Origin of the sequence: Paenibacillus hexagrammi, from assembly GCF_021513275.1 — a bacterium.
In the GTDB taxonomy this organism is placed as follows: domain Bacteria; phylum Bacillota; class Bacilli; order Paenibacillales; family NBRC-103111; genus Paenibacillus_E; species Paenibacillus_E hexagrammi.
In genome coordinates this window covers 5,098,855-5,113,882 of sequence record NZ_CP090978.1, presented here as the reverse complement: position 1 = coordinate 5,113,882, position 15,028 = coordinate 5,098,855, and the positions used below count along the sequence as shown (strand labels likewise).

Sequence of the window (15,028 nt, the reverse complement as noted above, 5' to 3'; positions counted from 1 at the left end):
TAAAAGCAATAGCAAGTATTCTTACATAGATTGAGAGCGAATGAATGATGATTAAGATCGACACGGTCCCGTTGGGGCCGCTCGGCACGAATGCTTACTTACTGTCTAATCCCGATACGAAAAAAGGGATTATCATCGATCCCGGTATGAATCCGCAGCCGTTGATCAAAAAAATTGCTAGCCTCGATATTGAAGCGATTTTGCTGACACATGCGCATTTTGACCATATCGGTGGCGTAGACGAGATTCGTAAGCTGAAAAAATGCCCCGTATATATTCATGATTTGGAAGCCGACTGGCTGACCAATCCCAAGAAGAACGGTTCTGCACGTTGGCCGGAGCTGGGAGCGGATATCGTAACCGACCCTGCCGAGTTTGCACTGGACGAAGGGCAGGTGCTTGAGTTTCTTGGCATCCAGCTAAAGGTATTTCATACACCTGGTCATTCTCCGGGCAGTGTCAGCTTCTTATATGACAAGCACCTGTTCGGCGGCGATGTGCTGTTCCGGTTGTCGGTCGGACGCACCGACCTGCCAGGAGGCGACACGAACACGCTGCTGGACTCCATACAAGACAAGCTGTTTCTGTTAAATGACGATGTGATTGTGTATCCGGGTCATGGAGTCAGAACGACGATAGGCTTCGAGCGCGATAACAATCCATATGTGTAAGGAAGAAGAGACTGTCCGATAGGACAGTCTCTTCTTATCGATAAAGCAGGTCCATTCCGAGCTTCAGTTGATGTTCTCCGACCATCCGTGGAGAGACGAAGATACTTGACTATTTTTAGTTCATATGGGTATTTACCGTGTTCCGTGTAGGTGCTCTCCCATAGACTGATGTTGTAAGTAAATGACCCAGCCAAAGTGACTTCAACAAATACAACTTCAGGCTTTTATTACTAATGGAGGTGCTTTCTATTATGGAACATGTTAAACCTAGCTACACCGCCCCTGTTTATCCGGTACAACCAATGCCGATGCCAAGTCCTGCTCCTGCCCCAATGCCAATGCCAATGCCGCAACCTGTAGCCCCGATTATGAACAAACCGGTTCACAACGACATTCATTTGCACGCTTCCTATCAACAAACGTCGATTATTTATCCGAAGCCTGTTATGAAGCCAGCTGTGGTAGCGGCTGTAGCACCGGCCGCTGTAGCTCCGTACAGCTCGGCAGGAAGCATTCTGGTCCTGTTCATTCTGCTGGTTATTATCACTCGCGGATTTTTGGCAGCTAAGTGCTAGGCCAAATAGAAAAGAAGGATCGAGCTTTCGTATCCTTCAAGCATGTAGAGTGAAAAGCAAAGAGCCTCTTACCATCTCATCGGAGTGGAATGGAGGCTCTTTGGTGTTAACAGGAAGTTTCCTATACGAGAGAAGCTTTAGCGCGAATCTGTCTGCGTAGCAGGCCGCGCGGAGCGGATGTACCAGTAAAGCACAAGGGTGGAACAGAGAGATACAGCCAGCAGTACTGCATACGTCCGGCTATATCTCTCTACGGCAGGCAGCCTGTTAAAAGCATGAAGAAGGAGGCCGCACACTGCGGTAGACATGGATCCTCCAAAGAACTGAATTAACTGCATAAGCCCCATCCCCGATCCGATCTGGGCTTTAGGTAGCAGCTGGGAGGTCTCATTATTGAGCGACGCGATTGCGGCAGAGATAGCAGGTGATAATGCCAGATATCCGCCTAGTATGATGTACGATGCAGAACCGATGCCGAGCATGAAAGAAAGCAGCACGGCAATAAAGAGTGCATGGGCGATGAGAAGAAACAGCCTATTCCCATAGGTATCGATCCAGCGGCCGACAAATCGGGATAGAAAGGCGGACAATAAAGCTCCCGGCGCAATCGTTAGTCCAATGGTCAGTGGAGAACGGCCGTAGAGATCGGATAAGGCGAGCGGCATCAGGAACAAGTTGCCCAGGTTTACTATGAGGATGCACCATCCGATGATAAGCAGCTTGCGGTAATGAGTGTTCTTGAGCAGTGCCGGATTGATGAAGGTATCTTGGCCTTTACGCAGATGCCACACGTGAGTGATGATGGTGACCGCGCTGACCGCGAGCCATACGATGGACAGCTGGGTAACGGCTAGCAAAAGAGTGACGGCATTAGCAACTGTGAGCGATGCCCCTATCAGATCGAAGCCTGATGAAGGAGGCAGGTCGCGCGGCAGCAAACGAAGCAGCACCGGCAGAACGAGAAGGATGAGACAGGTGAGTCCAAAGAGTCCGTTCCAACCGAAATATTCGGTGATGATTCCTCCGGCAATGGGGCCGATGCCAAATGCCATGGCACTTCCAGCGGAGATCATCGCGATAGCTCGTCCCCTACGTTGAGGCGGAATATACCTACTGGCTAAAATAAGCCCGAGTCCAGCCATCGCGCCGGCTCCTGCAGATTGAAGAATCCGCGCTGCAAGCAGCACTCCATAGGTTTGTGCAAACAATCCTAATACGGATGAAAACCCTAGAACGAGGAGTCCTACAGTTAGCAGTCTTCGAATTGCAATGGAGTCAGAAAGGCGGCTGTAAATAACCGTAGACAGCGCATATCCGATGGAGTAACTGGAAATAATCCAGGATCCCAAATCTGCTGTGATGTGTAAATCTCCAATAATGCTGGGCATGGAGACATTGAACATTGTGGTGTTCATCACGACAATGAACAGGCCGCAGGTCCAGATCGGCATGACGATCCGGTCATTCATTGACTGCGGTGCGGAATTTGAAGCTTCAGTTTTCATGATGTAGGTTCCTCTCTATTTACATACTGCGAAATCCTCAACGGACATCCTTCCATAATGGTGTTTAATATATCATAGCACTGTAGATTATCGCACCCTTGTCTTCTCTAGCATACTCGGAGCAGTCCCCTAATTATGTATGACATCAAACATGCAGGTCATTAATCATCAACGCTGTACGGTATATCCAGCAATCAGCTGTTGAAATTTGGAAGAAAATGTGTTACTTTAAAAATAACTTAGCGGCATGTGCGGAGGAACCGCCTGTCTCACTTGTTCTTATAACAGGTGAGCAGGCGGTTTTTTATGTTCATGCAGCGTATATAGCTACAAATTGCGAAGAACGCAAATTTCAAGGCTTGTTGTCCCCGGAGTTTGCGTTTTTATTTTTTATTTACGTATTCACCTTTCTCTAGACACGGTCCATCATTTTTGTAAGACATGGGTAGAGTTTTATCTCATCAAGGCAAGGAGGTTCCTTATTTGAATCGAAGAAGAAGCCTGCTGATTAGCGCTATTTCGGCGATACTAGCCGGTTGTATCGTTTACGGCGTGTATCGGCTGCAGCTCAAACAAATCGAATTGCAGCAAACCGTACAGGTTGCGGTTCCTGTAGATTTTATCAGGGCGGGTACTTACGTAACAGCTGACATGGTTGCCCTGAAAGCTGTACAGCAGGGCAGTGTAACCGAGGATATGATTACTGATTTGAGCGAAGTGGTTGATAAGGAAACCGTTCTTCCGCTAGGCAAGCAGGAGCCGATCCTGCGCTGGAAGATGAACCGTTACCATCTCCTGCCGGGTGAACGTGAGTCTACGTTTCAAATCCCGAAAGAATATGTTTTGTCGGTATCCAACGGGATTCGTGCGGGAGATCGGGTTCGAGTTTATTTATCATCGTCGGAGGGCTCCAGAAGATTATTCGAGCAAGAGATTACGGTAGCTTCCGTCAAAACCGCATCCAATGTCGAAATTGATAATCCGAAGAATTCCAACCTATTGTCGAAAGCAGAAGGGGATGCGGAGAAGATGTATGTCTCCAGGCTGGAGGCGAACGGACCGATCGATCAAATTAATTTGAATCTTACGGAAGAGGAGTGGTTGGACATCGACCGTCTGTGCAGCGGCAAAAAGGCAAAGCTGGTTATTGCGTTCAGTTCTTCATCGATATTATCTGCACCATAAAGGAGGGATTCATTTGCAGGCTTTATTGCTTTCTACAGACGATCGTCTCGCAGACGAGCTGACGAATGTTGTTTTTAAAGAAAATATGGAATGGATGGTTTGCGAGTCCGTCGATGGCATGGAGCAAGCGCTGGCATGTCAGTCATATACGCACTTCATCCTATCTGATAGACATCTGGATTTCGTACATATGCAGGAGCTTCTGGAACGCTGTCGGAATGAGTGGCCGTCGATGAAGATCATGGTACTGCTCTCCAATTATCATGACGCTGCTATGAATAGCAAATACATGAAAATGTGTAAGCTTCACAAGCTGGATTACGTCCAGCCTGGAAGAGGCACAGCCGTGATCGCCGACTTGATTCGTGCATGGGTGGAGCAGCCGGAGGCTGATCTCCAGTATGGACAGGGCAAGATCCTTGCTTTTGTCGGCTCGACTCCGAACATAGGGACAACACTGACTTCGTTCGGTACGGCCTATTGTCTGGCAGAAGAAACGTCATCAGAAGTCGGTTATTTATGTTTGAATTTAAAAAGCTCCAAACTGCACCGATACCTGGGCAGAGATGAGAAAGTGTTCACGCTCGACAGCTTGAGGGCTGAATTAAAGTCTCAAACCTTAACGCCGCAAAGGCTAAGACAAGTGTGTGAGCAGATGCGGGAAGCTCCAGGGCTGTATGTGCTGTTTGGCAATATGCTGAGGGAACAAGCGGAATTCTTCACTCCTTCGGAGATCGATCATCTGCTTCGTACGGCAAGATCTGCCTTTGATATCTGTGTAATTGAAGTCAATGCTTATTGGGATAATGCCGCGACAGTGTGCGGTCTGCTCGAAGCAGATACCCGCATTGCCGTAACTACACCGGATCTGGCCCAGTTTCAAGAGGATTTTACGAGATGGATTAAACAGGTAGGCACGGTGTTCGGGCTGCAGAGTGATACCTTCGAGTTGGTTACGGTGCAGATGGACAAGCTGTCCAGGCAGCACTCCTTTACCAGTAAGGATATCAGGAAGGAAACGCAGCTGCACTTAATCGGGGAGGTTTCCAAACATGGAGATGCGCTACCACTTTGCAACCAGGGAAAGCTGCTGGAGCTATTCCATACAGGACATGCCATGAGAAAAGAAGTATCAACGGTGGCCTCCAAGCTGGCTGATTTTTATCAATGGCCACAGCGGCAGCAGATGAAAAGAAAGCCGTGGTTAAAAAGGCTGCTGACTGGCAGTACGGTTACGTAAAGCTATAAAGAAGCTGAAAGCGGGTGAGTGATACTGAAAGAAGAAAGATTTTCCGTCATCACGTACATGCATAGGCGCAGCGATGCTGCAAACGGCGATGTTGAAAGACGAATGCCTGAACGGGGGCCTGCGATGGAGAACAAAGACTCCATCGTGACTGTTTTTGAAGAGTGGGTCCGCGATATTCGCAGTGAGCTTGCGATCGCCAAAGGCAGAACGGATGAGGAGAGGCAGGAGTACAATGAAACGCTAAATCGTGCGATTTTGGGGTATGAGGAGGACCGCAGCAAGCTGCTGGCCTTAATCCATGACATCGTGGCAAAGCGAAGGCTCTCGGATCTTCCTATAGGCTCTAGCTATGGATCGCTGCCGGAAGCAATATTTGCGGAAATTATCGGTCTTAATGTACTAGAACTCATACTTAAGAACAAGGAAGGCTTAGAAGAAATACAAGTTGTGGGCCGGCAAATTTTCGAAGTCCGTAACGGCACAGCGGTGCCATCCGTTCACATGCTTCCATCGGTTCGTGATTTGGAGCGTATTCAGCAAAATTTGGTTTTGTTTAATCAAGATACGCTGAATCCGCGCAAAAAATGGGCAGAGGTCGTTCTCCGTGATGGTTCCCGCGTAACCATGACTGCAGCAGGTTTTACATCGGAGCCTACGCTAACGATCCGACTCTATACAGTGAAAAAATTTGAGCTTGCAGCATTGGCTGCACCAGGTCTTGCCACGATGAATGAAGCAATGAAGGGGCTCATCTTATGTTTGATTCGTTCGTACTTCAACATGGTTGTAATCGGTCCTACCAACTCGGGGAAAACGAATTTTATTAAAGCTATGATCGCGGAAATGGAGGATCATGAACGAATTATAACCATTGAATCCAGATTCGAGCTCCATTTACGCAGAGATTTTCCTCAGAAGAACATTGTCGAATACGAGATCGACGAAGAAGATCCCAGGCACGCCGGTATGCAGGCCTTCAAGCTGGCTCTACGACAATCGCCCAAACGGATCTGTCACGCGGAAATTCGTGATCATGATGCTAATTTATATGTGAGGGCATGCACACGAGGGCACGAAGGAAGCATTACTTCCGTTCATGTGAATGAGCTGGAGGATGTGCCGGATGCCATTACCGATATGTGTATGCTCGATGGCAGAGGGATGGATCCCATCCGGCTCACAAAGCGAATAACTGAATATGTGACGCAGGTTGGATTTGAGATGGCTGTTGTAAAGGGGAAACGAAAAATCGTACGAATTGGCGAATTCAGCTATGAAAAAGGACAAGTATGCGTAAATGATTTGGCAATTTACGACGATTCCACAGACTCATGGAAATTTCCCGGAAATTGTCGGATCGCGCATCGCAAAAAATCTACAAAAATGACCGAACCGGGTATTCGCTGTTGACACAGCTAGGCTGGATTGGGAAAGAAGGCGAATAAGCGTATGCTGATCTTCGGGAAAATAGGCAGTATTCTGCTCCTCTTTGCGCTCATTTATATCAGTGTGAAGAGCCTGCTGAGTATGCTTGTCCGACAACGCAAGGCTAGATATCGGCTGCTTTATGTCAAACAATCGAAGCTCACTGTCAAAATGCAGGAATATCTGCTTCGAAAGCCTGGCATATACGCGTATTTGAATGAAATGATCGAATCTGTCGAATCTCCTTTTAGCTTGCAGCAGGTTGTGACGATTACATGTCTACTATTGCTTGGGGGAATCGTGGCAGGAGCCTTATTTTTTCAAAGCGTTAAAGGGGTTCTGGTCGTGGCTGTTATTCTCGCTTCATTGCCGGTGATGCTTCTACGTATGCGTTTAATCAGCATCAGAATGCGAACCCGACTCGAGTTTTTGCCGGCCGTGGAAGTGTTTTATCAATATTATATGGTTTCCCCGAACAAGAACGTCAGGTCCGCTTTGAAGTCATGCTTGGAGGAAGGAAGAATGCTGTATCCCATTAAGCCTGTGTTCGAGCAGTTATATCGCAATATCATGACACATCGGGATCTTGACGAAAGTCTGCGAATCTTTGCTCTTACGCTGGGCCATACATGGGCAGATTACTTTGTCGGCGTGCTGAAGGTTGCTTTGCAGGAGGGGGTTACGTGGGTGAAAGCTTAAAGGAATTAGTATCGGATATGCGCAAAGCCCAAAGAAGCGACCAAGTGGAGCGAAATAAGCTGCTTGAAATTCGGATTGCTAATTTTACACCGATTTTTTTCTTGCCTTGTTCTTATTTATTAATTTTAAAATAAACCCGGAAAGCGCCTATCAATACTATGTGCTTGATCCGGAAGGGCGCAATATGCTGTTGGATGCTATGCTGCTCATTTTTGTTTCATTTTTAATGGGGATTTACTTGTCACTGCGAAGAATGTGAGAGAGGTGATGGTTTGATCATCGGAAGCACACAGTTTTATTGGGTACAGGTAGGTTTGAATGTCATTCTCTATCTATTTATTGCGGTAGCCATATACTGCCTATTGGAGCAAATTCCTGTACGCAAGAAAAGGTGGAGGGTCTTTCGTTATACAGGTGGTGCGTTATCACACCGAATAGTTCCGCGTGGGTTACTTACGCTAATGCTGGTGAGCGGTAAGGCGATCGAGGAGAAGGGCCAATTGCTGCACGGATGCGGGATTCAAGTTGAGGCGGCTCTTTACGAGACAGCTCGCCGAATAATGCTGCTAGTGCTCTTCATCGGTATTTGGGCCGGTTACATGGACCTCAGGCTAGGCTTTGCAGTTAGCTTGATTAATCCCGTATACGTCATGCTGGGCAGCGGTATTGGCTCCATTCTGGTTTTGTTCGACACGAAGCTCCTGATTGCTATGAAAGAACAAAGAGCGCACCGCATCGTGAAAGAGATTTATATCATTAGTCATCATTTGCTTTATTACCAAGAATCCAAGATGAACCTTCATGCCAAGCTATCCCGCTGTGAGCCTAAAACCCGTACGGTCCGTGCAGCTTTTCACTCCATGCTAAACGAATGGTACCATGATGCGGAAACGGCCATTTCTGCTTTCAAGCAGCGCCTTGGAACGGATGAATCCTACAGCTTTGGGGAGACGATCAATGCACTTAGACTTCATGAGCATGAGGATTACTATGGTCTGCTGCGACAGCGGATTCAGGATTATAAAGAGAAGATGGAGCTTGTTAGGGAAAGTCGCAAAGAAACCGTTTCTTATATGCTGTTCATCCTAGCCGGCTTACCGATCCTAAATACATTTCGTGTTTTCATGTATCCCTGGATTGTCGAGGGACAGCGGTTGTTTAATTCCATTAACTAAGAAAAAGGAAGGTAATTAACATGAGAAATATATTAATCACAGTAATGATGCTGATTGTGGTGGCTCTGCTGTTTACCAGCATTATCAATGACGGTACGACGGGAATGCGGCATAACATTCAGACACATGGAACCACGGCAAATACCAATATTACTGCTTTAACACCGTGAGATCATTGCTAATGGCGGCGATGCTCATTCTCGTCGTAATTATGATTTACAACAGTACGCTGGGAGGGAGCTCAGGAACCCGCCAACAGGTCAAAGATAGCGGAGGAAGACTCAATACGGTCATTGAGCGGATCGATCCATGAGGCAGATCCTTGTATTTATTTTATTCGCAGCCATGCTTTGTTGGTTGATGTTTGCCCCTGTCTATAAACATGTCATCATCATGAGGCAGGCTCTCCTTCAAAAGGAAGTCGACTATATGCTCGAAATCGGAGCAAGCGGAAGCTACGGGTATATCGGGGATTCGATGATCGAGGCATCCAGAGAAAGAATGGAGGAACGGGGGTTTGTTGCGGCAGATCTTCTCTATACAGTTACAACAACCTCCGGTGCCAATGGATCGAATCCGTCTGCTCCGCTGCCAAGAGGAACCGGGATCAAGCTTACCCTTACCTACCCGTACCATCGATTATTTATTATTGATCAATTGGTGGGGATGTCTGTTCCTGCCTCCGCAGAACGTATGGGGGCAACAGGAATGAAAATGAGCGAATATGTGCCTTAAGCACTGAGGTTGTGATCTCATGTATAAGCTATTGTTATTTATTTTATTGACTGTTGTTTGTATGACGATGTATGCCCTGCAGGCGGATGAAGAGATTTCCATGCATACCCTGTTTCAAGGGAAGCACGCGCTTAATAACGCGGTCCACGCTGCTGCCCAGCAGAGTGACCTCAATAAACTCAGTAAGGGTATTCCCTCTATTGATCAGAGTTTAGCGCAGCAGACTGCTTTACAATATTTACAAGCAAATCTTCGTCTAAATGAGCAAAACGAGCCGCTACCGGATACTTTTTTACGTTCCCAGGTAGAGATTGTTCTTTTCAAAGTAATCAATGATCAGTATTTTTTTCCGTACACCTACATCAATGCGGATTACAATTATTCGGTTACCTTTCGTAAGCCTGGAGTTATTATGTTTATCAAGCTGCAGTATCCGCGTGTTTATTCGGTACTCCAGCCAATTACATGGACCATCAAGGCATCTGCTGAGATGGTGTATTGACCAAATTTGCGGAGAAACAGCAAACTGCGTTGTGGGTATGCGCGCTGGATGCGATATAATTATTGATAGATCAACCATTCGTTTGTGCTTCCTGACTTCAAGCGTAAAGAGGCCGATATTGTATTCAAAGCCCGATTACGGGAGCGGGATATCGTGTGCTTCCTTTTGTTGGAGATGCAATCAACCGTGGACATGGAGATGCCGCTTCGATTGCTCATGTATCAAACGGAGATTTGGCGATATATCTTAAGAAACAGAGACGGCGTTAAGTCAGTCAAATCGGCCGAATTGCCTGTGATCGTGCCAATTGTACTATATAATGGCAGCAGACCTTGGACCGCTAAACGAAGATTCAGGCAGCTGCTAGCAGGTGAAGAGGCCTTTGGGGAAGAGCTTCTTGATTTCGGCTATATCTTGCTTGATGTTGAGCGGTATTCGGAGGAAGAGCTGCTACGGCTTTCCAACACGATCGGCGCCGTATTTCTTTTGGATCAAACAGCTGATCAGCTTCAGCTACTGGAAAGACTGCGTAAGCTGATGAAAACCATTCACAGTATGCCGGAGCCTTCCAAGGGGCAATTTTTGAATTGGTTAACACGTGTCGTTGCCGTTCATTTGCCTAAAGAGCGTGTGGACGTAGAAAAGTTTTTGCAGGATATGAAGGATGAAGGAGGGGCTGTCATGGGGCTGCATGATAACTTGCAGGCAATCAGGCAAAAGGGAGTAGAGGAAGGCTTGGCCAAGGGCATAGAAGAAGGAATAGAAAGAGGACATAAGCAGGGTAAAGCGCAGGTTGCTAAAAATCTGATCGATTTAGGGATGGATAACCGTTCCATTGCAATTGCCACGGATCTTGCCGAGGCTGAAATTGAACGGCTCAGGAAGGAGATTCATTAGTAGCTTCGTTTTATTCAGGTTGGGGTGATTTGGTACGCGAATAAGAGCGATTCAATGAATTCGTTTTGATTCAATGTTCCGTAGATCGTCGTCGGTGTTACAGCTGGCACGATCTTTTTGTATGTCTTCGGAAGCTTGTCACGTCATGGAATCGGCTTTATCGACATACTTTCAGCAGTTTTTGCATTTTGTACTTTCTATCGGATATTGTTGAAGAAAGTAAGCAGAAGTTACACCAGATAGAAAGGATGGCTGAGCATGAGTGATCTATTTAAAGAAAGGCAGGCAAAGCTCCAAGAAACACTGCGGGAACGAGGCTTGATAGGGTTTCTTGTCACGCAGAATGTAGACATTTATTATTACTGCGGGTCCATGCAGATGGGATATTTGTTTATCCCTGCTGAGGGGGAAGCTGTGTATATGGTGCGGCGCAGCGTGCAAAGGGCGGAAGAGGAGGCGGCTGCCATCGTCGAAGCGCTGGGGTCGATGAAGACGATGAAGGACCGCCTTGCAGCCCGCTGCGCGGGGCTGCAGGCGGAGGCCGCACCGGGCTCCGTGCGGCTTGCGACAGAGCTGGACGTGCTTCCCGTCCAGCTGTTCCAGCGCCTGCAGGCCGCGTTCCCGGACGCGGCCTGGGAGGACGGCGCGCTGCTCATCCGTGAGCAGCGCATGATCAAATCGCCGCCCGAGGTGGCGGCGATCCGTGAAGCCGCGCGCGTCGTGGACGCGGCGCTGGAGGCGGTCATCCCCTCCATTCGCGAGGGGATGGCGGAGTTTGAGCTGATGGCGCTCATCGAGCATCAGCTCCGGCTGCGCGGGCACCAAGGGCTGATGCGCATGCGCGCCTACAATTCCGAGTTGATCACCGGAATGGTGGCGTCAGGCGCTTCGGCAGCGGTGCCCACTTATTTTGACGGCCGGCCGGGGGCCGGGGCTCCACCCGTCCAGCCCGCAAAGCTCAGGCCGCGCCTTGATCCGGCGCGGCGAGCCGATTCTCGTCGATCTGGGCTGCATGATCGACGGTTATGTCATCGATCAGACGCGCACGCTGGTGATCGGCGGTCTAGAACCGGAGCTGCAGCGGGCGTATGAGGTGGCGGAGCAGGTGCTCCGCGCCACAGAGGAGAGGCTGCAGCCGGGGACGATCAGCGAGCACTTGTATCTGCTCGCGCTCGATCAAGTTCATGAAGCGGGCTTAAGCGCCCACTTCATGGGGCATGGCTCTGACCAAGTGAAATTCCTTGGTCATGGCATCGGGCTCGAGATTGACGAGCTGCCTGTTCTCGCCAAAGGCTTTACCTATCCGCTCGCACCAGGTATGGTTATCGCGATCGAACCGAAATTTACATTTCCCGGCAAGGGAGTTGTGGGCGTAGAGGATACGTACCTGATCACCGAAACAGGCTTTGAAAAGCTGACGGTTACACGCCCGGGATTGATTGTATTATAAGGCAACTTCATATGTCTATCACCATCATCACCATCACATGCCTAATTTTTGGCCTTGTTATGATGTAAGTCAATCCGACAATTATCCAAATGAAACCGGGGCTTTCCTCCAGGTGATATTCTGCCTGAGGGAAAGCCCCTTTGATTGGAGGAGGATGTGGTTCATCCACAGCTAGCTTGCACTCGAAAGGATCGAAATGCCAGTGCCCTTTATCCTTTACTGATCCATTCATCTACCGTCATGACATCGGCTTGACGAGGAAATACCTTTTCCATAAGCACGCGGTGCACCTCCGGGTCAGCATCCAGACATGCGTCGGATAGCACCGTCAAGGCATAGTCTTTATCTGCCGCTTCCCGCAGCGTAGAGAGAATGACGCCGCTTGTTGCGATACCGCAAAGGATTAGCGTATCGATCTGATGGGCGCGGAGGATAACTTCCAAATTGCTTCCGGCAAAAGCACTGACGCGATATTTGGTGACAACGGGTTCATCGGCTTGCGGCTTAACAGACTCATGGATCTGTGTAGACGGGTCCAGGACCGTCATGCCGCCCCTTGAAGATATTGCGGAGAAGGCCTTGTTCCGCGGGCTTACTTCCGGGTATCCTTCACTAAATCCGACTCGGACAAAGATAACGGGGATCTTTTGTTTACGCGCGGTCTCGACGGCTTGCTGAATAGGGACCAGCAAGCTCCCATCATTTGCGAAGCGTGAGACGATTCCATTTTGTATATCCATGACAAGCAGTGCAGGTTTGCTAGATTGCTGCTGCATAAGGTGGCCAACTCCTATCGTTAGATGGTTGTGATAAACGGAGAACTCTCCCTTTTAATATTAAGCGGAGTACTCTCCGTATGTCAAGCTGATAGAAAGGAGCTAATCCCTATCGCATCAATAGGTTTCTGAGCAGGTCACCTCCGCTGAACCAAAGGCGATTTCCTCACTGGTTCCACTAAGGTACATTCTTCCTTGTTCCCCCCTGTGTGTCCCGCCTTTAATTGGCCATCGATAAAATCAACAATTTGCTGCAGGGAAGATATTTGCTGTTCGATCTTCTTTTTATGCTCCTGCAGTAGGGGGGTTAGCTCCGAATACTCGCCCAAATTTCCATCCTGAGAAAGCTGGAGTATCGGTTTCATGCTGTCCAGGGACATGCCGGTTTTCTTCAGACAGGTAACGATGCGCATCGTTTCGATATCTTCCGCATGGTACACGCGATGCTTGTTTTGCTTCCTCTCCGCACGCGGCAGCAAGCCAATCTTCTCATAGTAGCGAATCGTATCCTCCGACAGCCCGGTTTGAATGGCAGTCTCCTTAATCGTAAACGTCACAGCGTCGTCCTCCTTTGATTCTATATGACCAATGTATAACTTGGAGTTGACTTCAAGTCAATACATTCGTCATGTGCAATGATTTTTTGTCTTACCCGCTTGACTTGGAGTCGCCTCCAATTTGTAGACTGTTTCCATGAAATGAAACTACCTTGTATGGATAATGGAGGAAAATATGGGGACAGAAGCATACATTCGAACCGCTCTGATAACAGGCGCAAGTAACGGAATTGGATTGGAGTTGACTCGTAACTTACTGAAGGAGAATTGGGAAGTGATTGGGTTAAACCGATCGAGGTTTCCTGCTCAGGATCATTTGCTTCAGCATGCAGCTCACACCGGCAAGTTGCGGGAATATAACGCCGATCTGACGGATTTCACACAATTAAAGCGGGCGCTCGAATTGATGAAAGCGAAAGAGAGAAAAGTCGATGTGATCTTCAATAATGCCGGCGCAAGCTTAAATGAATTGAGGTATTCGAGGCAGGGGAGAGAAATGCATTTCGATCTGCAAACCGTAGCGCCTTACATCGTAATTATGGAAATGAAGGAGCTATTGAAGCAGGGAGAGCTTCGAACCGTGGTCAACACATCTACGAGTGCTTTTACATTTATGAAGTCGTTTCATACCGAAGCATTGGAACGTCCTGAATCATTCAAGAAATTATTCGGGCCCTACGCCGCAACGAAGCTTGCTTTATCCTTATGGACGAAGGAGCTTGCTCCGCTGGCTGCAAAGGACGGCATCATCCTGAGAAGTGTGGACCCTGGCGGTAATAATACCATTCGAGAAGGGAAAAATTCCGGCCTGCCGATATACTTGAAACTAGCTATGAAATGGTTCTTCCCTCCGCCCAGTAAAGGAGCTTCGTTACTTTATGATGCAGCGCTTGGGCAGCATGGTGATGCAACCGGAATATTTTTAATGAAAGGGAAGGTTACGGAGTTGAAGTATACGGATCAAGGACGACATGTGCTGGAGAAGGTACAAGCGATTTACGAAGAGGAATTTAAAACGATTCATATTGCATAGACAACAGAGTAACCGACTCAATCGATCAACGATTGGGGCGGTTATTTCTATGCATATACGTGATTTGTGAAAGCACAAAGAAAAGGCCAACCAGCTTTCCTGGTTACCCTTCAGACAGTTACAGGTGTTCATCCGTTTCTTCGCTTTCTACTTCTGCTTTGTGCTCTTAACGTTTGAATCGATAGGGCAATTCCAGTCAGTGTCAAAATAATCAGTGCAATAGCCGTGATGTCTACCAGCCATTTCAGATTCGTTGATCCTACACGGCCTTCGTGCAGCTGATGAACCCATCCGGCTAGCGAGCTTCCTTGTTGGCCGAAGCCTTCGGGTTTTCGTGACACTGCTGTATTTGCATTCGCATCCGTACTGTTTCCGGTACTGCCTGCAGTGGGCGAGGCGCTAGGGTTTGTGGATTGCGCAGGCATCCTCATCTCTTTCTGAGAGGAGGTTTGACCCATAAGCCAGGTCTCGGACAGTAGTAATCCGGTGATGGCCTCCACTAAGATAAAGAGGGAGGTGATAAGCCCAATCCAGAGGTGAAGCTGACGAAATTTTCTCAAAGTAAGATCTCTCCTTTAGTAACAAGGGTTTACC

At 48.1% G+C, this 15,028-nt stretch carries 20 protein-coding genes; 16 read left to right on the top strand and 4 right to left on the bottom strand.

What is annotated here, in order from left to right; all coding sequences use genetic code 11:
• The first annotated feature begins 47 nt into the window (after positions 1-47).
• Positions 48-671, top strand: a complete 624-nt coding sequence (locus L0M14_RS23305) for an MBL fold metallo-hydrolase (RefSeq protein WP_235123011.1) — start codon at positions 48-50, stop codon at positions 669-671.
• Between the two features lie 251 nt (positions 672-922).
• Complete coding sequence (locus L0M14_RS23300; protein ID WP_235118900.1) at positions 923-1,246, top strand: hypothetical protein; 324 nt, start codon at positions 923-925, stop codon at positions 1,244-1,246.
• Between the two features lie 137 nt (positions 1,247-1,383).
• Here the strand turns inward: L0M14_RS23300 and L0M14_RS23295 are convergent, their stop codons facing one another.
• A complete protein-coding gene (locus L0M14_RS23295; RefSeq protein ID WP_235118899.1) occupies positions 1,384-2,751 on the bottom strand; it encodes an MFS transporter in 1,368 nt (455 codons plus the stop codon).
• Positions 2,752-3,234: 483 nt separating this feature from the next.
• On the opposite strand from L0M14_RS23295, the gene L0M14_RS23290 reads away from it, so the two are divergent.
• The 13 genes from L0M14_RS23290 (at position 3,235) to L0M14_RS31645 (ending at position 12,068) form a co-directional block, all read left to right on the top strand.
• Entirely contained in the window at positions 3,235-3,936 is a 702-nt protein-coding gene (locus tag L0M14_RS23290; RefSeq protein WP_235118898.1) for a CpaB family protein, read from the top strand.
• Positions 3,937-3,949: 13 nt separating this feature from the next.
• Entirely contained in the window at positions 3,950-5,176 is a 1,227-nt protein-coding gene (locus L0M14_RS23285) for a CpaE/TadZ family protein (RefSeq protein WP_235118897.1), read from the top strand.
• Positions 5,177-5,203: 27 nt separating this feature from the next.
• Positions 5,204-6,595: an ATPase, T2SS/T4P/T4SS family gene (locus tag L0M14_RS23280; RefSeq protein ID WP_235118896.1), complete on the top strand. Its 1,392-nt coding sequence runs from the start codon at positions 5,204-5,206 to the stop codon at positions 6,593-6,595.
• 39 nt (positions 6,596-6,634) lie between these two features.
• The gene (locus L0M14_RS23275) at positions 6,635-7,309 is read left to right on the top strand and encodes a hypothetical protein (RefSeq protein ID WP_235118895.1); all 675 of its coding nucleotides are present in this window, start codon (positions 6,635-6,637) and stop codon (positions 7,307-7,309) included.
• Positions 7,294-7,443: a hypothetical protein gene (locus L0M14_RS23270; protein ID WP_235118894.1), complete on the top strand. Its 150-nt coding sequence runs from the start codon at positions 7,294-7,296 to the stop codon at positions 7,441-7,443. The genes L0M14_RS23275 and L0M14_RS23270 overlap by 16 nt, the downstream gene beginning before the upstream one ends.
• Before the next feature lie 138 nt (positions 7,444-7,581).
• Positions 7,582-8,484 carry a hypothetical protein gene (locus L0M14_RS23265; RefSeq protein ID WP_235118893.1) on the top strand — a complete coding sequence of 301 codons (903 nt, stop codon included), beginning with the start codon at positions 7,582-7,584 and terminating at the stop codon, positions 8,482-8,484.
• 20 nt (positions 8,485-8,504) lie between these two features.
• The gene (locus L0M14_RS23260; RefSeq protein WP_235118892.1) at positions 8,505-8,654 is read left to right on the top strand and encodes a hypothetical protein; all 150 of its coding nucleotides are present in this window, start codon (positions 8,505-8,507) and stop codon (positions 8,652-8,654) included.
• 11 nt (positions 8,655-8,665) lie between these two features.
• Positions 8,666-8,797: a hypothetical protein gene (locus L0M14_RS31220; RefSeq protein ID WP_260115384.1), complete on the top strand. Its 132-nt coding sequence runs from the start codon at positions 8,666-8,668 to the stop codon at positions 8,795-8,797.
• Complete coding sequence (locus L0M14_RS23255; RefSeq protein WP_235118891.1) at positions 8,794-9,219, top strand: hypothetical protein; 426 nt, start codon at positions 8,794-8,796, stop codon at positions 9,217-9,219. Before L0M14_RS31220 ends, L0M14_RS23255 begins: the two co-directional genes overlap by 4 nt.
• Before the next feature lie 19 nt (positions 9,220-9,238).
• Positions 9,239-9,721 (top strand): hypothetical protein, encoded by a 483-nt coding sequence (locus tag L0M14_RS23250; RefSeq protein ID WP_235118890.1) that lies wholly within the window; start codon positions 9,239-9,241, stop codon positions 9,719-9,721.
• 84 nt (positions 9,722-9,805) lie between these two features.
• Complete coding sequence (locus L0M14_RS23245; protein WP_235118889.1) at positions 9,806-10,618, top strand: Rpn family recombination-promoting nuclease/putative transposase; 813 nt, start codon at positions 9,806-9,808, stop codon at positions 10,616-10,618.
• A 258-nt stretch (positions 10,619-10,876) separates the two neighbouring features.
• The gene (locus L0M14_RS23240) at positions 10,877-11,710 is read left to right on the top strand and encodes a M24 family metallopeptidase (protein ID WP_311198768.1); all 834 of its coding nucleotides are present in this window, start codon (positions 10,877-10,879) and stop codon (positions 11,708-11,710) included.
• Positions 11,592-12,068, top strand: a complete 477-nt coding sequence (locus tag L0M14_RS31645; RefSeq protein WP_350340523.1) for a M24 family metallopeptidase — start codon at positions 11,592-11,594, stop codon at positions 12,066-12,068. The genes L0M14_RS23240 and L0M14_RS31645 overlap by 119 nt, the downstream gene beginning before the upstream one ends.
• 209 nt (positions 12,069-12,277) lie before the next feature.
• On the opposite strand, the gene L0M14_RS23235 is transcribed toward L0M14_RS31645, so the two are convergent.
• Together L0M14_RS23235 and L0M14_RS23230 are read right to left on the bottom strand one after the other, a co-directional pair.
• Entirely contained in the window at positions 12,278-12,844 is a 567-nt protein-coding gene (locus L0M14_RS23235) for a cysteine hydrolase family protein (protein WP_235118888.1), read from the bottom strand.
• A 137-nt stretch (positions 12,845-12,981) separates the two neighbouring features.
• Positions 12,982-13,401 (bottom strand): MerR family transcriptional regulator, encoded by a 420-nt coding sequence (locus tag L0M14_RS23230; protein ID WP_235118887.1) that lies wholly within the window; start codon positions 13,399-13,401, stop codon positions 12,982-12,984.
• A gap of 175 nt (positions 13,402-13,576) precedes the next feature.
• Between L0M14_RS23230 and L0M14_RS23225 the strand changes: the two genes are divergently transcribed.
• On the top strand, positions 13,577-14,434 hold the full coding sequence (locus tag L0M14_RS23225; protein WP_235118886.1) for an SDR family NAD(P)-dependent oxidoreductase: 858 nt from the start codon (positions 13,577-13,579) through the stop codon (positions 14,432-14,434).
• Positions 14,435-14,562: 128 nt separating this feature from the next.
• Here the strand turns inward: L0M14_RS23225 and L0M14_RS23220 are convergent, their stop codons facing one another.
• A complete protein-coding gene (locus L0M14_RS23220) occupies positions 14,563-14,994 on the bottom strand; it encodes a PepSY-associated TM helix domain-containing protein (protein WP_235118885.1) in 432 nt (143 codons plus the stop codon).
• Positions 14,995-15,028: the final 34 nt, after the last annotated feature.